The 20,065-nt window shown below is 63.5% G+C and carries 9 protein-coding genes; 2 read left to right on the top strand and 7 right to left on the bottom strand.

Going from position 1 to position 20,065, the window contains the following annotated elements:
* Positions 1-116 precede the first annotated feature (116 nt).
* Both AC5RK6_RS02590 and AC5RK6_RS02585 read right to left on the bottom strand, forming a co-directional pair.
* Positions 117-1,634 carry an amino acid permease gene (locus tag AC5RK6_RS02590; protein WP_435730692.1) on the bottom strand — a complete coding sequence of 506 codons (1,518 nt, stop codon included), beginning with the start codon at positions 1,632-1,634 and terminating at the stop codon, positions 117-119.
* A gap of 217 nt (positions 1,635-1,851) precedes the next feature.
* Positions 1,852-2,373: a holo-ACP synthase gene (locus tag AC5RK6_RS02585; protein WP_320758167.1), complete on the bottom strand. Its 522-nt coding sequence runs from the start codon at positions 2,371-2,373 to the stop codon at positions 1,852-1,854.
* Positions 2,374-2,563: 190 nt separating this feature from the next.
* On the opposite strand from AC5RK6_RS02585, the gene AC5RK6_RS02580 reads away from it, so the two are divergent.
* On the top strand, positions 2,564-3,997 hold the full coding sequence (locus AC5RK6_RS02580) for a purine-cytosine permease family protein (protein ID WP_016443002.1): 1,434 nt from the start codon (positions 2,564-2,566) through the stop codon (positions 3,995-3,997).
* Between the two features lie 92 nt (positions 3,998-4,089).
* Here AC5RK6_RS02580 and AC5RK6_RS02575 read toward each other — a convergent pair whose 3' ends face one another.
* Positions 4,090-4,965, bottom strand: a complete 876-nt coding sequence (locus AC5RK6_RS02575; protein WP_320758166.1) for a variant leucine-rich repeat-containing protein — start codon at positions 4,963-4,965, stop codon at positions 4,090-4,092.
* 234 nt (positions 4,966-5,199) lie between these two features.
* Here AC5RK6_RS02575 and AC5RK6_RS02570 point away from each other — a divergent pair, with 234 nt between their 5' ends.
* Complete coding sequence (locus AC5RK6_RS02570; RefSeq protein ID WP_435730690.1) at positions 5,200-6,825, top strand: zinc ribbon domain-containing protein; 1,626 nt, start codon at positions 5,200-5,202, stop codon at positions 6,823-6,825.
* Positions 6,826-7,137: 312 nt separating this feature from the next.
* On the opposite strand, the gene AC5RK6_RS02565 is transcribed toward AC5RK6_RS02570, so the two are convergent.
* The 4 genes from AC5RK6_RS02565 to AC5RK6_RS02550 all read right to left on the bottom strand — a co-directional run bounded on the left by AC5RK6_RS02565 (position 7,138) and on the right by AC5RK6_RS02550 (position 20,065).
* A complete protein-coding gene (locus tag AC5RK6_RS02565) occupies positions 7,138-7,395 on the bottom strand; it encodes a hypothetical protein (RefSeq protein ID WP_320758007.1) in 258 nt (85 codons plus the stop codon).
* A gap of 134 nt (positions 7,396-7,529) precedes the next feature.
* Positions 7,530-16,580 (bottom strand): polyketide synthase, encoded by a 9,051-nt coding sequence (locus AC5RK6_RS02560; protein WP_320758006.1) that lies wholly within the window; start codon positions 16,578-16,580, stop codon positions 7,530-7,532.
* An 84-nt stretch (positions 16,581-16,664) separates the two neighbouring features.
* Positions 16,665-18,269: an acyl-CoA carboxylase subunit beta gene (locus AC5RK6_RS02555; RefSeq protein ID WP_435730687.1), complete on the bottom strand. Its 1,605-nt coding sequence runs from the start codon at positions 18,267-18,269 to the stop codon at positions 16,665-16,667.
* Positions 18,270-18,310: 41 nt separating this feature from the next.
* A complete protein-coding gene (locus tag AC5RK6_RS02550) occupies positions 18,311-20,065 on the bottom strand; it encodes an ATP-binding protein (RefSeq protein WP_320758004.1) in 1,755 nt (584 codons plus the stop codon).

Raw genomic sequence — 20,065 nt, 5'->3', positions numbered from 1 at the left:
AATTGTGGCGCAGCTTTCCGGACCACGCGGGCCGTTGCGGCGTCGTCGTACACAGGCTCGTAGAAAATGCAGCCGCTCCGCGCAGAAACACCGCGCCGCACGGAACAACGCGCCGCTCAGGAAATCTTGGGGGCGCTCAGGTCTGCGCGGGAGAGATCCGCGGCGGGGCTCTTCGTGATGAGTTTGTGGCCCCACCACAGGCCAAAGAACAACGGCAATCCGATATAGGAAGAGAGCAGATCGAGGGCGCCACCGCCGGAGGTAATAATGAGGTAGCTCTGCCCCACGATGACCACCGCGCACATCACCAGCGCCACGATGGGACCGGCCGGGTAGAACCGCGCCTTGAAGGGGAGTTCGTCAAGGCTACGGCCCTGAGCGATAAAAGCGCGCCGGAAATTGTAATGGCTCCACGCGATACCCATCCACGTGATAAAACCGGCCAGTCCGGAAGCATTGACGAGCCAGGCGTAGGCTTTGCCATCGCCCATAAAGGAGGAGATGAAGCAGGCGGTGGCCACCAGAATCGTGATGATCATGGCGTTGAGCGGGACGCCGCGGCGGGTCAGGCGCGCCAGGAATTTCGGGGCGCTGCCCTGCTCGGCGAGGGCGAAAAGCATGCGGGTGGACACATAAAGTCCGGAATTACCAGCGGAGAGCACCGCGGTGAGAATAACGGCGTTCATGACGGCGGCCGCGAAAGCTACCCCGGCGCGCTCAAACACCAGAGTGAAAGGCGAGACCGCAATATCGGAAATATCGGTGCGCAGCAGGTTCGGATCGCTGTAGGCCACCAGGGTGCCCACCACCACGATGGCGCCGATGTAGAAGATGAGGATGCGCCAGAAAATTGTGCGAGTGGCGCGCGGGACGGTGGTGGCGGGGTCGCGGGCCTCCCCCGCGGCGATCCCCACCATTTCAGTGCCCTGGAAGGAGAAACCGGCCACCATGAAGACCGCGAGGATTCCCGCGCCGCCATTGACGAACGGTGCCTCACCTTCCGTCCAATGAACCAGTCCCGGGCTGGCACCGAAAACACCGACGATCATGAGGAGCCCCACCGCAATAAAGGCGAGAACCGTCACCACTTTGATGAGAGCGAACCAGAATTCACCTTCGCCGTAGGTGCGCACCGAAAGCGCGTTGAGCAAAATGAGGAGGGCCAAAAAGACCGCGGACCACACCCAGCCGGGCGTATCCGGATACCAGTACTTCATGACGAGCGCCGCGGCGGACAGCTCGGCGGCCACGGTGATCGCCCAGTTGTACCAGTAGTTCCAGCCGGTAGCGAAACCGAAAGAAGGCGAAACGAAACGCCGTCCGTATTCTTCGAAGGAGCCGGCCACCGGCAGGTAGGCCGCCATTTCCCCCAAGGATTGCATGAGGAGGTAGACCATCATGCCGATAAGCCCGTAGGCCACCAGCGCTCCGCCCGGGCCGGCCTGACTGATTGTTTCTCCCGAGGCCACGAAAAGCCCGGTGCCAATCGCCCCGCCCACCGCGATCATGGTGAGGTGGCGGGCGTGCAGGCCGCGCTGCAGCTGCGGCTCGGCGGATTGTTGCGGCTGCTCGGATCGCTCAGCCTGCCCAGCTTGCGTAGCTCGCCCAGGTTGTCCAGCGTGCTCTGGTGCCACGTTATCTCAGCTCCTTCATCGCGGCGCCCCTGTGGGCGGGCCCGCTCCCCGCGGTGGCCGCGCCACCGCCTCAGTGCTTCGTTCGTACCGGCACACGGTAGTGTACGCCAACGGTAGTGCGCTACCGCTTCTCAGAGCGTGAGCCACGGGTCTATTTCCGGCCGGTTCGGGGTGTAGCGGCGGCCGGTTCGGGGTGTAGTGCGGTTTAGGGCGCGGTTTACCGGGTGGGTGCGGCCCGGTGCGCCGCATTATTGTTCTGGTATTCAATAAGAACGACGGCGCTAGCCACGTTCCCATCGTGACTCATCGACACGTGAATATTCACGCTCCCCAGGGTTTTATGAACCGCCCCGGCTATCGGCGCCCCGAGGATAATCGCCGGGCGCCCCCAGCGGTCGTTGGTGACTTCGATAGCGTCCCAATGTCCCTCGGGTAGTACCGGTTGGGAACCGTACAACGCTGCCGACCACGCTTTAATAAAGGCCTCTTTGGCCGCCCACCGCGCCGCCAGGTGGGGGGCGAGCTCCGCGGCCGGAATAACAGTTTCAAAGCCGGCATCTTCAGCGGCCGGGGTGGCGAAAGCTCCGGCGGCCTCAGTGCGGGTGTGGCGTTGGGCCCGGCGAATCGCGTAGCGCATTTCCCGCGCGGTAAAAACGTTGCGGAAGCGGGAGCCGGGTAGATCCAGCTGCTGAGCGAAGGCATCGATGGCGACGGTATCGGTTCCAATTCCCGCGATCACCGCGTGCTCCTTCCCGGTAACGTATCACTTTGGCCAGCTCCAGACCAAAGCGGCGCCGTCGTTCCCTGTGACTTTCGCTCACACGTAACTTTCCCTTTTATGGTAAACGAGACCACCGGTTCTTGTCTGCTCTTCCCGACTTTCGCTTTCCCTCTTCCATTCGCCGCTGAGCTGGAGAAAGATAGTACCTATGGCATCGATAGAGACAACCGGTATCGAAATAGTCGACGATAGTGAGCGCACCGCGAAACCCCGGCATCTTTTCCTGCCGTGGTTCGCCTCGAATATCTCCGTTTTTGGGATGAGTTACGGGGCGTGGGTGCTTGGATTTGGTATTTCTTTCCCGCAGGCGCTGGTTATCACGGTCATCGCCGTGATTCTTTCCTTTGCTATTTGCGGGGTCATCGCGCTGGGCGGCAAACGCGGCTCGGTGCCTACGATGGTCATGTCCCGGGCAGCTTTCGGGGTCAGCGGCGCAAAAATTCCGGGCATTATTTCCTGGCTGACCTCCATCGGCTGGGAAACTTCGCTGGCCATTACCGCAGTTCTGGCCACCAATACGGTGCTCGCGCGGCTGGGGTGGGCCGGGGAAGATTCCACCACGGTCAAAGTGGTAGCGGCAGCAATTGTTGCCACCCTCATCGTTTTGGGCGCGGTGGCCGGCTACCACATTATTATGAAAATGCAGGCGGTTCTCACGTGGATCACCGGCATCACCACCATTATCTATATTATTTTAGTTTTCCCGCATCTCGACGCCGGCGCGCTCTTCTCCCACTCTTCCGGCTCAGTGGCGGCCATGCTCGGAGCTTTCGTCATGGTACTCACCGGCATGGGCCTGGGCTGGGTGAATATCGCGGCGGATTGGTCGCGCTACCAGAGCCGGGAGGCGCGCGGAAGCCACATTATTTTCTGGAATACCCTGGGCGGTTCCCTCGGCCCGGTGGTGCTCATTAGTTTCGGCCTCATGCTGGCTGGTTCAGATGACGCCCTCTCCGAAGCCATCGGCTCTGACCCGGTCGGGGCGCTGGCCACCATCCTGCCCACCTGGTTCCTTCTCCCCTTCCTCCTCACCGCAATTCTTTCGCTGCTGTCGGGCGCGATTAACGGTATTTATTCTTCAGGGCTCACGCTCCTGACCCTAGGTATTCGGATTCCGCGGCCGCTCGCCTCCCTTATCGACGGTGTCATTCTCACCGTGGGAACCGTATACGTCACCTTCTTCTCGCCCACGTTTATCGGCCCCTTCCAGTCCTTCCTGGTTACCTTGGGGGTACCGCTTGCCGCGTGGACCGGCATCATGATGGCGGATATTACTTTGCGTAAGCGTGATTACGACGACGCCGCACTCTTCTCCCCCACCGGCCGGTACGGCAAGTACAACGTGACCTCCCTGGCCATCTTGGCGGTGTGCTGTGTGATCGGCTGGGGTTTGGTAGTCAACGGCTTCTCTGATGCGCCCTTCAATGATTGGCAGGGCTACCTCCTCCCCCTCATTGGCGGGGTGGACGGACCCCTCGGTTCGGGCAATATTGGAGTGATCCTGGCCCTCATCATCGGCTTCGTGGCCTACTACGCCCTGTGCGGGGCGCGGGTGCGGCGCCAAGAAGTAGAGATGATTTAGCGCTCCCCATACACAAGTGGGGCGGACATTTTAATACTGTCCGCCCCACTTTTATGATTTTACTTTTTCTTGCTATGCGCAAGCTTTCCTCGTTATTGCTGCTTTTTGACCACCAGTACGATAGCCCAGATGGAGAAGGCAATATTCACGATGGTGGCGAGGATAAAGAGGATGAAGCCGAAACCAACGCTGGCAACTTCAGAGAAATGGGAGAGCTTCGACAGTGCGTCCATGCTCCCGATGAACAGCAGAATTCCGAAAAGCAAACCCACCCCGCCGGCGGTAGCCATCGTCCATTTCTTCTTGATCACAAGAGCAAGCGTGGAGAAAACAGCCGCGATGAAGTAGCAGAAAAGAACGGTGGCACCCACTCCGGAATCGCCCGACATCATGCTGACAGAAAACCCAAAGCTGGAAGCAAAAGGCAGGAATACGCTGAGCATCGCAAGCACCTGAGCACCAATGAGCACGGCCGGCACAATCGTGCGCCAGTTAATGCCGCCCGCCGCGGAAGCAGTCGCGAAGCTCTGGCGCACCGCACCGGCCTGCTGGGCGACAGCCGGCGCCACCCGGTTACTAACAAATTCCTTGGCGCCGGTGGCGAATTGCTTGAGGCCCTCTTTCATATCCCCCACGGAATTATCGGGAACACCCGGCCCGGCCACGGCGCCCTGCGCCACGGCCTCCTGGTATTCCCGTAACGTGGGTTCACGCCCGTTATCCAGCTGGAAACGAGCTTGCCACTGTTCGGCAGTGAGGGGCTGCGCGGCATGCGCCGGGGCCTGCTGGCCCTGAGCTTCGGCCTGGCGCTCGCGAATCCAGGAGACCAGTGCCGGATAGCACTGCGGGTGCACCGCGATAGCATCCCAGAGGTCGGGACGCTGGGCCGCGACATCGGCAAGATCCCGCGCGGTAATCTGCGGGTCTCCCAAGTTTTCAAGGGTCATCGTGCGCGGATCGTACATCATAGCCGTTCTACTTTCTCCCATAGAATTTTCGTTCCGTGACAACGCGGACGAAAACCCGTGTAGCTACTAATAGTTTCTATGGTTAATATACGGAGTTTTCTCCTGTAGCAACTGTATCCCAGCTACCCTGGATACGTGGAGTTTATGAAAAACTCTACAGGTACGACGGCGGGGCTCATCACGCGAGTTCCACCTTCCACGTCACCGTACTCCATCTGTGAGGAAGGACTTTCTATGACTAACGGACCTGACCAGTTCCCACCGTCCACGCCGGTGCCCCCGCCTCCGCCTCCGCCGCCCTCCGCGCCGAGCCCTGAGGAAGCGGAGCTGACCCGGACGATTCCGCCCGTCGAGGAGGTGCCGGCAGCGCGGCCCGAGGCTACTCCGGCGCATCCGCTCGCGGTCCCGGTGCCTCCCCCGCAGCCCGATCCTGAGGCCGCATTCTCTGCTGAGACCCCGGCGGGTGATTCGCCCGCGCCAGCGGCGCCGTCGCCCCTGCCCCCAAGCGAGCCTGAAGCATGGCTCACCACCGAGGCTGATGCGGGTGCGCCCACCCGCATCGCACTTCCGCGAATGCTCGAGGAGATTCCGAGTGCGACCAGTGCCGGGGCTGCCCCGGATGCGATACCGGCTCCTGACTACGCACCCGCTCCCGGTTATGTGCCGCACTCGGACTACGGCACCCCGCCGCAGAGCTACGCACCTCCGAGTGGCTACGGCACCGCGCCGAGTCCCGCGGCAGGACCTTGGGCGCAGGGAGGAATGTACCCGGCCACTGCGATGCCCGCGGTGCCACACCAGAAGAAATCACATAAGAAATTGTGGATCAGCCTGGTGGTTCTGCTCGTGCTCGTCGTGGCAGGCGTTATTAGTTTTAAGGTAGCGGCCAGTAAATTCGCTCCAGAGAAAACTGCCGAGGCATATCTCTCCGCGATTGTGGAAGGGAAGGCTAGCGCAGCGCTCGAGGTATACGACCCGAATGTGCGTTCCGGGGAGCGCCTATTCCTCAGCGATGAGATTTATAGCAAGGCCACGAATCGGCCCACCGATTTTGAGGTAATCTCCGCCTTTAAACAATCGCAGCCGGGCGGGAAAAATACCGTGCACGTGAACGCCGAATTCACCATCGATATGAAGAAATATCCGGTTGACCTGACGCTCAGCGAGCGCGGCAAGAAATTCCTGTTCTTCTCCGAATGGCAAGTGACCGATGCGCCACTGGGGACCGTGGAGCTACGTTCCGCCACGCCGCGCGTGACTATTAATGGGGTCGACGTCGATCTTTCGACCACGGTGGACCTGGCCACGAAGGGCGAGCGCGCCAGCGAGTACTACTCACTCCCCGCTTTCCCGGGGACCTACACGGTGGGTGCCCAGGGCGGTGATACCTTCGTGAGTTTCGGGGAGACGGAGAGTGTATCCGTTCCGGTTATTGGCCCGGGTTCCTCGGCATCCATTGAACCGAGCTTCACCCCCGAGGTAACCGCGGAAATCCAAAAGCAGGTCAATTCCCGCTACGAGGCGTGCATGCCCGCCGATACCTTCGAGGTGAAAGACTGCCCCGAATTGAATATGAGCGATCCTCTTTTCCAAGCCGTGACGGAGATTCGACGCTCGTGGAAGGAAGAGCCCAAGGTTGAGGTGGAAGCCACCAGCCTGCGCTACGAGAATGGCGCATACGTGGGCACCGCCAAGGTCAAGGGCAAGGCTATTATTAATTACAAGCAGCGCTACAGCGAGAAGGATCCCTGGAAAGAATCGGAGTGGCCGGTCAATATCTGGGTGAACCGCACCCTGCGCTTCGAAGTGAAGGACGGGGCGATCACGGTGGATTTCTCCAAGGATAATTACGGCTGGTAAACGGGGGCTCATAACGGTATGCCGTTAGCTCGGATCCAGTCCAGTACTGCATGAACCGGGCCCGGTGTCGCACGGTGGACCGGGCCCGGTATGTGTTTTCCGGGGTGTACTGCGAATGTCGTACATACGAAGTACAGCTCTGAAAACACCTAGCGCCCCCGCAGATGCCGGTGTGACTCCTGAGGTTTGACTTATAGGACCTCAGCGTCCGGCAAACCCGCTTGCTCGGGCGTGCAGTAAATTCTTTGCCACTTCTCGTCTCGGCTGATCACCGCGAGTTCACCAATGCTCAGCAACCATTCACAGGCAGTTTTAACCGGGCTGCTGCGTTCCCAGCCCTACCCCACCGCGCGGCCGAGCTGCGAGTGCGCCGGCGAGCAGAACCAATTCTTGGGATCTGCGCACGGCCTGTAGCGAATCAATCTGGACGCAGCCGAGGTGCTGGAAAACATCGGCGATAGAAGGCTCGGCGCTGCGAGCTTCCGGGGCAAGCATCTGCGCCGTCACCGCAATTTTCCGCGCTGTTGCAATATCGATGCGATACCGCGGCTCACTATCAGGATTCACCATCACGGTATTGAAACATCCGCTGCCACCAAGAAGCAAGCGCGCACAGAGACACAAGCAACGCACACACAGAACGGGGCGGAGTGGTTCGTGATGAACTACCCCGCCCCGCTCTTATGGGATGGATCCGCTCGGGTTTAGCGCAGCTGGTACTTTCCGTTCACCAGGCGATAGCGCGGATCAAGGAGCAGCGCAGCTTCGCCTTCGTGGCGATCCCCGGCGAAGCGCTCGTCCACCGAGGTTTCGGTGTAGAGCGGCGCGTGGCCGACCATTCCGGCAACCAGGTGGCGCGCGCCGTCCAGCAGGCGCATATCAGCGCTCTCGCGCCACAGCTGGGCTGCCTTAGCGCCGTTGGTGCGCGCGATAGCAGCCTCGAACGCCGCCGGATGCACGAGCATCATAAGCGCGGAGACATGGCCGAAACCGAGCGAGGTCAGCACGGCCGCCTTAATATCTCCCACCTCGAGGACTTCACGCGGCCACACTAGGTAACTACGTTCCTCAAAGGCCGGATCGGAGCAGTCCAGGGCCTTATTGCCGGGGATCTTCCCGGTGGCAAACATCTGGGTGATGCCAGCCATCTGGAAGAGCGCCGCCCCGCCCTTGGAATGCCCGGTCAGGGTCTTCTGGGAAACCACGTAGAGCGGATTGCCTTCGCTGCGCCCCAGCGCCGTGAAGAGGCGGTCATGGAGTTCCGCTTCGTTCGGATCATTCGCATTGGTAGACGTATCGTGCTTGGAAAGCACGGCGACGTCGTCCACACTCACGCCGAGCTCGCGCAGGTTCGTGGCCAGTACGGAGTTTTCTCCGCCCATGCCCGCGGCCAATGCTCCCAGGCCAGGTGCGGGAATCGAGGTTTGGATACCGTCCGCGAAGGAGCGGATGTAGGCCACCACCCCGTAGACCGGCAGCCCCATCTGGGCGGCCACGTCTCCGCGAGCCAGCAGCACCGTGCCGCCACCGCACGCTTCCACGAAGCCACCGCGGCGCAGATCGCCAGCGCGGGAGAAGAAGCGCGGATTAATGCCCTTCTTCGCCATCGCGGCAGAATCCGCAGTCGCATTCATATCACCGAAACCGATAAGGGACTCCACCTGCACGTCATCAATCGCACCGGATACCACGAACTGGGCCTTGCCGGTGGCGATCTTATCCACGCCCTCTTCCACGGACACCGCTGCGGTCGCGCAAGCGCCAATGGGGTGAATCATGGAACCGTACCCGCCCACGTAGGCCTGCATGGTGTGCGCGGCAATAACATTCGGCAGGGTTTCCTGGAGGATATCCTGCGGGTAATCCTTACCCAGGAAGCGATCCACGTACAGGCGGCGCATGGAGGTCATCCCACCGAAGCCGGTGCCCTGCGTGGAGGAGACATCCACCGGATGGACGTATTCGAGCAGCTCTGCCGGAGAGAACCCGGCCGAGAGGAAAGCATCCACCGCCGTCATGAGATTGTAGATAGCCATCCGGTCCGCGCCCTCCACGAGCGATGCCGGAATCCCCCACTTGGCCGGATCGAAATCGGTGGGGAACTGCCCGCCAACGCGGCGGGTGAGGGTGGTGCGGCGCGGCATATAGGTCAGTGCCCCGGCCTTGCGGGTCACCCGCCATTCGCCGTCGTCTTCGAAGAAGCTGGTGAAGGTCGGATCCGCTTCGGCGTGGGCGCGAGCTTCCGCTTCGCTGCCCACCGTGAAGGTCACGTCCTTCTCCAGGTAGACCGGTGCGATATCGGTGGTTCCGATATCGGCCAGCGGCCCGTCGTCCACAAAAGCGCGGATTCCGGAACGTGCCACAACCTCATCACGATAGCGCTCGAAGATATCCTCTTCGGGCACCAGTTCCCCTTCGGGGGTGTACCAGCCCGGCTTGGGGGTATCAAACCAGGTAAGCAGGCCCATCATCCAGGCCAGCTCAAGCACCCCGGCCGGGGTGAGGTCCACATCGCCGTCGCTTTGAATACCCAATTCGGCTTCCCACCGGGTACGCGAGCTACCCCAGGGGCCGGTTTCACCCAAGCCCACGATAACCACGAGGTCCTCAGGCTTCGCCGTGCCCTTCCCGAAAGCACCCAGGTCCATGGTCGGCTGGTGGATGCTCACCGGACTGGGCAGGGCTCGCACGCTCGGCGCGGCTTCCGCCGTCGGCGCGGGGGCGGGCGGCGTGATGCTCGCGGCCAGTTCGGGCAGGTTAATATCACCCAAGCCACCGGTCATATCGTGAATAACCGGCGCGGTGCGCGCAGCCGCCACAGATTCAGGCGTAAAGAGAGTGAGCAATTCGCGCCCGGCTTCCGCCGTGGACCACGTGTGCACGCCCTTGGCTTCCACGGCTTCCACCAGCGGATCATTCCCGCCCATGAGGCCGGTGCCGCGCACCCACCCGATCTTCGCGTGCGCGATGGTGGTGCGCTGCCCCCAGGGCTCCACGCGCCATTTATTGACCACGGCATCCAGCGCGGCCTTGACTTCGCCGTAGGCGCCGTCACCACCGAAGGATCCCCGATTCGGGGAGCCCGGCAGAATCACGTGCATGCGATGGTCAATGGCGGCATCGGTTCCGAGGCTCGCGAGGGTGCCGATGAGGCGTTCCACGCTCCACAGCAGCACTCGGGCCTGGTTTTCCGCTTCGGGGCCGGCATCGCTGAGGTAGCCGCTCACCCGCGGCGCCGCGAAGGGCACCAGGAGATCCGGGATAAGCGCCGGCTTGATGAGCTTCGAGGTGGCACCCACCGTTTCGCGCTGTTCGGCACCGATCCACGCGGTGATCGCGTCAACGTCGCGGAAGGAGGCGAGGTTGGCGGGAATGAGCCACAGTTCAGCACCGTTGATGGCGTTCTCGCGGTAGAGCTTTTTGGCGAAGTTCAGGCGCGCGGTGGAGATACGCGAGGAGGTGGCGACGACGGTCGCCCCGCCGGCCAGCAACCCGGCCACCACCGCACCCGCGATGGAGTTTTCTGCCATACCGGTGACCACCGCGACCTTCCCGGTGTAGATGCCGGGGGTGGTATCGCGGGCCGCACGGGCGATCTTGGTCAAACGCGCCGCGAGCTCGGGATTGCGAGCCGCCTGCCATTCGGCCTGGCGGGCTACTTCTTCCCCAACCCCGGTGAAATTGGCGCTTACCTCATGCCCGAAGGCGATCTTGGCAACGTCCTCGCGGGCGGTAGCCCAGCGATCGCACAGGCGCACGGCCTGGGCCGGATCGAAGCGCGGGGTCACGAAGTCTTCCCAACCGCTTCCCAGTTCCGCGCTCATGGCTTCGCGCAGCGCCAGATCATCGGTGCTCGCGGGCGCCTCTGGGCGCTCGTTGTGCCCGAGGCGCGCGAGCAGGTCGCGCGCGGTTCCGGCCAGGATCGCGTCCATACGTTCGGCATATGCGTCCAGGGCAGCGGAATCGACGACGCCGCCCGCACCGCTCCCGGTACTCGGGAGGGCAACGTTGATACCGTGGGCCGCGCCGACCGCCCGCACCGCCGCGTCGATGAGGTCATCGAGCTGGGCGGCCGAGGTGGGGGCCAGCGGGAGGGTTGCCAATTCGTCGCCGCGTACCGACTTGCCTTCGCGAGTACCCAGAAGGATCGTGGCGGTCACGTGGGCCACCCAGCCTTCGCCGAGCTGCCAGGTCTCCTGCACCCGCTGGGCGACCCGGGCGGGCTTGGCGCCGGCCGCACCGGTGAGCGAGCGCAAGCGGTCCGCGATAGCTTCGCGCAGCACGCTGCCGAAAGGCTTGTAGGAGTGGGCGGCCTGATCCACTTGGGAGACCAGGGTAGCCAGCGGTGCTTCCGCGGCGCCGTCCATGGAGGCCAGGTCGAATTCAGCGGTCATATCCATGAGGATCTGGTTGCGCTTGGAAGAAACCCCGTTGGTGAGGGTTTCAACCGAGTCGGCATCGCCCATTTGATCCAGGCGGATCTTCGTGGACCAAGCCAGCAAAACGCGCAGGGCATCCCCGGCTCGGAAGGGTAGATCCGCGGCCGGCTGGCCATCGCCCGCCGGCGCCGCGGTTGCTGCCGGAGCCGGCGCGGCCGCAGCTGCGGGAGCCGGTGTTTCCGGAGTTGCAGGGGCGGAGGGCGTGGCTTCCGGCGCCGAGGTCGCAGCGGTATCCTCGCTCGCCGCGGCAGCGGTGTTCGCGGCCGGGGCCGCAGTGCCGTCCGCGAATCCTTCTTCAGCAACCGGAGCGCTGGCAACGTCCTCGTGCAGAACCCGCTTGGCATCGCGCTGCACGTTGTATACGCTCACATGCCGCTGGGCGTGCTTGGGCAGCGCGAGGGTGCGGGTGGCCATATTCGCCAGGGTTGGCGAAGCGGCCAGGCCGATTTCCACGATATCTTCCACCCCGGCCTCAATGAGGTAATCCTGGGTTTCAATCCAGCGCACCGGGGAGGCAAATTGCCAGGCCAGTAGCTCGATAAGCAACTCGCGAGCGGTTCCTACCCGGTCGCGCGTGAGGCGCGCGGGCAGGTCGGCGCGAATCTCGCGCACCACCTGGGAGGGAACCACCTCAAGAATGGCATCGCAGAAGTCTTCCGTGAGTTCGAAGGGGCGAGCCACCAGATTCGGCAGGTAGCGCCCTTCGAGAATTTCGAGCTTGATATCGGCAGGAACGATGGCGCGCAGAGTGTCCCCGAATTCGGCCACGCCGGTGCGCAGCACGCTGGAGTGGAAAGGCACATCAATACCCGGAACCAGCATGAAGGGGCGCTTACCCCCGGCCTGCCGGGCCCGCTCGTTGGCGTCCTTTTCCAAGGCTTCCAGGCCCGCCACGGTACCTGCCACCGCGTACTGGGCGCCTGCCAGGTTGTAATTGACGATCTCGAGGAATTCCCCGGAAGCGGCCGCTACCTGCGCGACGTAGTCGCGCACGGCGTCGTCGCCCACCCCAAATTGGTTGGGACGCAAGGCACCCATGCGGTAATTCGAGCGGCCCTGCTCATCGCGTTCCACGAGATGATGCATGGTGGTACCGCGCCGGTACACGATTTCCAGCACGTCCTCGAGGCTGAAGACCTGCGAGTACGCGGAGAGGGCATTGTATTCGCCCAGGGAATGCCCGGCGAAGTAAGCACCGCTTACCAGTGAACCCTGTTCACGCAGCCGCGAGGTTTGGGCGAAGGCCACGGTCGCGAGCGCCACCTGGGTGAATTGGGTGAGGTTGAGCACACCCTCCGGGTGGCGGAAAATCTCATCGCGCACCCGCAGCTCCACCGGGTTATCGCGCACCACGGCGAGGATGGAGAACCCGAGTGCGGAGCGGGTATGCCGGTCGGCACGTTCCCACACCTCGCGTACGGCAGCCGAGGCCGCCCGGTCGTCGAGGGTCATGCCGCGGGCCTGGATCCCCTGCCCCGGGTAAACATAGGCGGTACGCGGGGCGCTCACGGTGCAGGATGCCTGGGAAACCACGGTATCCCCGCAGCGGGCGGTGACATCGAGGGCAAGCCCGCCCCCGCGCACCCGGCCCACGCGCTCCACGGTGATATCCACCGCGTCACCGAGGTTAACCATGCCGAACATGCGGTAGGTCCACCCGGTGATGTGCATGGGAGCACGCCCGGGCACCGGATCGGCAACCGCGTGCTGAGCGGCGGCGCACAGCCACATGCCGTGCACCAGCGGGGCCTCCATTCCCGCCACTAGCGCAGCGTTGCGGGACACGTGAATCGGGTTGAAGTCACCGGACACAATGGCAAAAGCCGTCATATCGGTGGGGGCCTGTACCGTAACCTTGCGCAGCACCGAGCGCGGGGTGTCGATAATATCGGCGTCCACTCCCCCGCGGGCGGCCGGCTCCGAAGGCAGATCCGTGGTGGTGGCGCGCCCGCGCATGGCGAAGCGTTCCTGGAATTCCAGCACCACGGTGCCATCTTCGCGCGAAACATTCGTGCGGATGGTCAGCACCCGGCCGGCGGAAGATTCGGCCACGGAGGCCACCCAGGAGCGCGCGGTGAGCTGCCCGGCCTCCAGGATGTCCTCCACCGGCACATTCACCTTTTCGAGGTGGTCGAGGTGCACGCCGGAGAGCAGCCCTTCGATAATCGGGTAACCATCGGCTTCGCCCGAGCCCATCGCGGAATAGATAGTGGGCCAGCACGAACCGAGGAGCGCGGAGGGTACGGCCGCCGGAGTGCGCCCGGCTGGCGCGGTAATCCCCGCGTGCAGGGTGTTGATCTCCGGGGAGACCGCGAAGGTCAGGGTGGCCACGCCGTCGATCATGTCGGGTTGCTCGGTGATGGGAGTGCCGCCCAGCGTCGTGGTTCCCACCCCGGACATCGCGGCGAGGACCTCGCGCATGGCGCCTTCTAGGCGGGCATCGTCCACCACGGGCAGCCCGCCGGTGGCCACCGATTCGGGCAGCAGCAGCGGGATGCGCATATGCCGCACCACGTGCTGGTGGGCCTGGGTACCATCCCAGAGGGTATCGAGAGGCACGAAGATTTCCAGGCCCTCCGGAGTATCGCGGATTTCCGCTTCCGGAATGAGGTGGGCCGGGTTGGTGGCCAAGTGGCCGTGCCATACGATGAAGGGAGTTTCCCGCAGGAAGGTTTCCCGGTCGCGTGCCGCGCGGGAGAAGGCCGGCTGGGCCTGCGCCCCGCTCGCACTCACCCGGACCACGGCATCTTCTTCGTAGCGGCCCAGAATCTCGGCAATCGGCTCATCCACCTTGGTGATGGCCGCTACCGAGGTAGGTCCGGGAATAATACGCACCTGGTCCGCGGTGTAGCGCGGGTTACGGGATTGCCACAGGGAATCCGAACCCCAGAAACGCAGCACCTGCTCGTTAATAACCGGTACGAAAGGCACCGGCTTGGGGTACTTGGACGCCAGAGCCACGAACCACGCCTCATCCTGGGCGAGCACGGTGTGTTCTTCCGCGCTCGGGTAGGCAGCGAGGAAGCGCTCGAGCGCGGCCTGCGGATCGGCGGCGGCATCAGCCTGGGTGGGGAAGAGCGTGGGTACCTCCCCGCTTTCCGCTTCGCACAGGCGCGCTTCAAAGCGCTGAAGCATTTCCCAGAAACGGGTTTGGGTGGTGTCGTCGGCCCAGGGAACGGTCAGTTCCACATAGCGGCGCAGCACCTGGGCGTAGGTCATGTGCGCGATATCCCCGAAGTAGGGCTTGGCGGTGGCGTTGATCGCGGTGATGATCTCATCGCGGCGCGCGGCAATCGCTTCGGCGTCCCCGTCCACTTCCACGAGGAGGCGCGCGGCACGGGCGGCCGCGTTTTCCACGTTGTAAATATCGGCGTGCAGGGAGGACTGGGTGGAGCAAATGCCACCGCGGGTGGATCCAGCCGCGACCCAACCACCGTTATCGTCCGGGCTCACACCGGGCGTATCAACGAGAAGCTGCTTGACGTCCGGATTCGTTTTCGCTTCCTTCGCGGCCATCGCCGCGGTCCCGATGAACACGCCGTCCACGGGCATGGGCCGCATACCGTAAGCCTGCGCCCAGGTTCCGGTGAGGAACGACGACGCCCGCTCGGGAATGCCCAAGCCGCCACCCACGGTAATAATGAGGCCGGCCTCACGCATCTGACCGTACGTCGCGATGAGCAGATCTTCCAGGTTCTCCCAGGAGTGGTGCCCACCGGCGTGGCCGTCTTCCACCTGCGCGATAAGCGGGGCTCCCGGGCAGGCCTTGGCGATCTCTACCAGCTGGCGGATCTGGGCCACGGTGCCGGGCTTGAAAGCAATATAGGGGAAGCCTTCGGCGCGCAGCCGCGCGATGAGTTCGAGGGCTTCGTCCTTCTCGGGAATGCCGGCGCTAATAACCACGCCGTCCAGGGGTGCCCCGGCAGCGCGCTGGCGGGAAACGAGCCTGCGAGATCCGAATTGGAGATCCCACAGGTAGCGGTCCAGGAACATGGTGTTGAACTGGGCCACCCGGCCCGGTTCCAAGTGCTCACGCAGGGTGGAAAGGTTCTCAGCCAGGACTTCTTCGGAGACCTGCCCGCCCCCGGCGAGCTCGGTCCAGTACCCGGCGTTAGCAGCGGCCGCCACGATTTCCCCGTCCACGGTGGTCGGGGTCATCCCGCCGAGCATAATCGGGCTACGCCCGGTCAGCCGCGAGAAAGCGGTATCCAGGTAGGTATGGCCCTTGATCTGGCGCAGTTGGGGTGCGTATTCAGACCAGTCACGGGTGCGGGTCACGCGCGCCACCCCGGTGACCAGGTCATCGCGGGCCGCGGCGGTGGAAGCATCCACGTAGCTCACTCCGGTGCCGGCCAGGTTTTCCAGGGCGATGGTCTTGAGGTTCGGGCCCGGGCCCAGGTCCACCACGAAACCGGCCGGGGTGCCGCCCTGCCCGGCTTCTTCCAGGGCGGCGGCGAATTCCGCGGTCCAGTCCAGGCTGGCGGTGAGCACGGCGCGGGCCAGTTCATCGCTGCGTTCCACGTTGAGAGAGCAGCGAGCCGCCCAGGCGTCCACCAGGGCCACGGCCGGTTCGAGGAGCGGGGAGTGGAAGGGGGCTCCCACGTTGAGGAATTCACACACCGGGTGGAGGGCTTCCCCACCGGTGAGTTTATCGGCGCGGGCGCGCGCTTCCCGTTCGGCTTCGCGTTCGATGAGGGCCACCAGCGCGGTGAGGGCGGCCGGGCGCCCGGATACCACGCAGGCTTCCCGCGAGTTAATAATGGCCACATCCGCATCCGGGACCTTGGCGGCCAGGCGGCGCAGCAACGGGGCTCCCACGCCCCGCACCGAGAGCATGGGGCTGGCGTCCTTGCTCGCGGTAATCCCGAGTTCGCCGCTGATCTTGGAGGCGGCCGCCCCGATGAGGCGGGCGAGGGCGAAAATGCTGGCCGGTTCGCTGGATTCCACCATGGCGGCGGCCAGTACGCCCTGGGAGTGCCCGATGGTGGCGGTGGGGCGCACGGCCAGGTCACGGTAGGCCCCGTACTGGCTGAGCAGGATGCCGGGAACCGAGGTGTGGGGGGCGCGCCCGGCGCTGGCGGGGCCGCGCAAGCCCAGCAGGTCGAGGCGCCCGGCGGAAATCACGGTGAGTTCGGGGAGCACCGGGGCGAGGATTTCCTCGGCCGCCGCGTCCACCGCGGTCAGGTCGGCGCGCAGCCGCGCGGAGGTGAGCAGCTCATCTAATTCGGCGCGCCAGGGGGTGCCCTGGCCGGCGAATTGGAGGATCCACGGGGAAGCCGGCGGGGTGGCCGTCAGGGATTCATACACGCTGGTCATAGTGTTCTTTCTGCTAGAGGCGGGAGGTCCCGCGAGGCAATTCTTGAAAAATGGAAAGATCGAAATTGGGTTCGGGGCGGGCCGTTACATGGGAATATTCCCGTGCCGGCGCTCGCCCGGATGCGAGCAGTCTTTGGTGGCGAGGATGCGCAGGGACTCAATGAGCACCCGCCGGGTATCTTCGGGGGCGATAATGCCGTCCAGTTCCCCGCGTTCCACGGAGAGGAAAGGATTGACATTCTCGCGGGTGTACTCTTCGATGAGCTGCTGGCGCACCGCGGCCACATCCTCACCGTTTTGTTCGGCTTCCCGCAGGCGCCGTCGCCCTGTAATAGCGACCGCGCCCTCGGCACCGAGCACCGCAATTTCGGCACCCGGCCACGCGAAGTTGAGGTCCCCACCCAGGGATTTCGACCCCATCACGATATAGGCGCCCCCGTAGGCTTTACGCAACACCACGGTGACGAGGGGCGTCGTCGCATTCGCGTAGGACCAGATCAGTTTCGCACCGCGGCGAATAATCCCGGCCTGCTCCTGTTCGGTGCCGGGCCGATAGCCGGGCACGTCCACGAGGGTGATCACGGGCACGTGGAACGCATCGCAGAATTGCACGAAACGCCCGGCTTTTTCGGAGGCGTCCACGTCCAGGGTGCCGGCGTCCACGAGCGGCTGATTGGCCACGATCCCCACCGATTGCCCGGCCAGCGCCGCGAATCCCACCACGATGGAGCGGGAGAAATGCTCCTGGACCTGCACGAATTCCCCGTAGTCCACGAGGTTCGCGATGACGTCGAGCATATCGTAGGGCTGCTTGGTGGAGGCGGGCACCAGATCGGAGAGGTGCCGGGCGCACTGGGTATCCGTGGCCGTTTCCTCATAGTCCCAGCGCGGCAGCTCCGCGTCGCAATGCGCGGGCAGGTAGGTGAGGAGAGTGCGGGTGTAATCGAGGGCATCGTCCTCGTTCGCGGCCAGGTAGTGGGCCACCCCGGATTGGAAATTGTGGAGGGTGGCCCCGCCCAGGTCGTCGAAGGAGACCTCTTCTCCGGTGGTCGCCTTGACGACGTCCGGTCCGGTCACGAACATATGCGCGTTATCGCGCGTCATAATAATGAAATCGGTGAGGGCCGGCCCGTACACCGCACCGCCCGCGCAAGGTCCCAAAATGACGGAAAGTTGCGGGATAATGCCCGATGCCGCGATCGTTTTCTTAAAGATGCGGCCGTATTGGGACAGGGCGACGACGCCGTCCTGGATGCGGGCGCCACCCGAATCAAGCAGGGACACCATGGGAATGCGCAGCTCGAGGGCTTTGTCCATGAGGGCCACGATTTTATCGCCCTCGGCCTCCCCCAGGGTACCCCCGGATACGGAGAAGTCCTGGGCGTATACCGCTACGAGCTGGCCATCCACCTGGCCAATTCCGGTTACCACCGCGGCGCCCCGGAAGCCGCGACCCAGGTTCCCGCCGGCGAACTGCCCGATTTCGGTGAAGCTGCCCTCATCGCACAGCAGTGCGATGCGTTCCCGGGCGGTCTTTTTGCTCATGGAGTGCTGGCGCTTTGCGGCGTGTTCCTCGGCCTGCCGGGCCAGGTCATGTTGATACTCCGCGAAACGCACCCGGTCCACCTGCTGGGCGCTGTGATCCAGGGTTTGCCATTCGTGGGCGGAACGTAATTCAGTCAGCGACATGATTCTCCTTCGCTACTTTCGGGCAGGGGTTGGGCTGGTTTTTAGGCATCGGCACCCACCACCCGCACGAGGGGCTGGAAAGCTGCCACGGTGGCCCCGGCCCGCACTTCCACATCCGTCACTTCGCCATCGCGCGGCGAATAAACATAACTTTCCATCTTCATGGATTCGAGCACGACCAGCAGATCGCCTTCGTGGACCTTATCCCCCGGTTCCACCACCACGCGCACCACAATCGCCTGGATGGGAGAATTCACCATCCCGCTCGGATCGGTCAGGTCCTGGGCCGGCATCGCGGTGCGGGAAGCTGCCTGGGAACGGCGCGGCTGCAGGGTGCGGCGAGCCACGTGCGATCCGGTGGCAATCAGCGCGGCCGGGAGGGTCATACGCATACGCCGCCCATCTACTTCAATAACGAAAGTATGGCGCGGTTCTTCATCTTTAACAGGCGCCGGGGTAGCCACGGCCTGCGTATTTTCGTAAGCAGGGAGCACGGTATCTTCCAGCCAGCGGGTGGAAGGAATATGCCCGGCGAAATCCTCCATGGCCAGCACATCGCGGTACATGGCGCAGGGGGTGGCCACCCCGGTGATCTGCAATTCCGCGAGCGCGCGGCGCGAACGGGCAATGGCCTGCTCCCGATCCGGGGCGGTCACCACAAGCTTGGCGAGCATGGGATCGAAATCGGCGGTCACAATATCGCCTTCTTCAATTCCCGATTCGATACGCACCCCGTGGCCCAGCGGCCAGCGGATTTTTTCAATAGTTCCGGTGGAGGGCACCATGCCGGTGGCCGGATCCTCGCAGGTAATACGGAATTCAAAAGAGTGGGCGCGCGGGGCGGGAACCTGAGAGAGTTCCGCTCCGGATGCAATAAGAATCTGTTCGCGTACCAGGTCCATTCCCGTCACCTCTTCGGAAACGGTGTGCTCGACCTGGAGACGCGGATTCACTTCCAGGAAATTAACCCGCCCATCGGGTTCCACCAGGAATTCACACGTACCCAAACCAACGTAATCCACCGCTTCGAAAAGCCGGCGCGACCACTCGGTCACGATCGCTTCCGCGTTTCCGGGCAGCAGCGGAGCGGGTGCTTCTTCAATGAGTTTCTGGTTGCGGCGCTGGGCCGAACAATCGCGGGTGGAAATCACCGCGAAATTGCCGTGGGAATCGCGGGCTGACTGCGTTTCAATATGGCGGGCGGTGCGAATAAAACGCTCAACGAAATAGGAATCCAGATCCGCCCCGTGGGCCGCGAAGAAGCGGTCCAGGTCAGCGGCTTCATTGTGGATGGTGATACCGCGCCCGCCCCCGCCGTCGGCCTTCTTGGTGACAATCGGGAAACCGAAGCGGGCCACGAACTCATCCACCCCGGCGCGCCCCTGCACCGGATCGGAAACACCGGGCACCGGAGCCACGCCCACCGATTCGGCCAGGCGGCGTGCCTGGATTTTATCGCCGAGGCGATGGAGTACCGCGGGGGCCGGGCCGATCCACGTTAGCCCCGCTTCAATAACAGCGGTGGCGAATTCGGGAACTTCGGAAAGAAAACCGTAGCCGGGATGCACGGCGTCCGCGTGGGAACGCTTGGCAATCGCGATGATTTTCTCGATATTCATATAGGTATCGGCATACGCGGTGCCCTCCAGCGCGTAGGCACTATCGGCATCCTCCACGAACTGCGCTTCGCGATCCGCATCGGCATAAACCGCCACCGCTTTCATCCCCATATCGTGGGCGGTACGAATAACGCGCTCGGCGATTTCGGAGCGATTGGCAACAAGAATTTTTTTCAT

This window comes from Actinotignum sp. usb-actsch-213 (assembly GCF_059085665.1).
The sequence above is the reverse complement of the archived record's forward strand: the minus strand, read 5'-3'. Positions and strand labels throughout refer to the sequence as shown.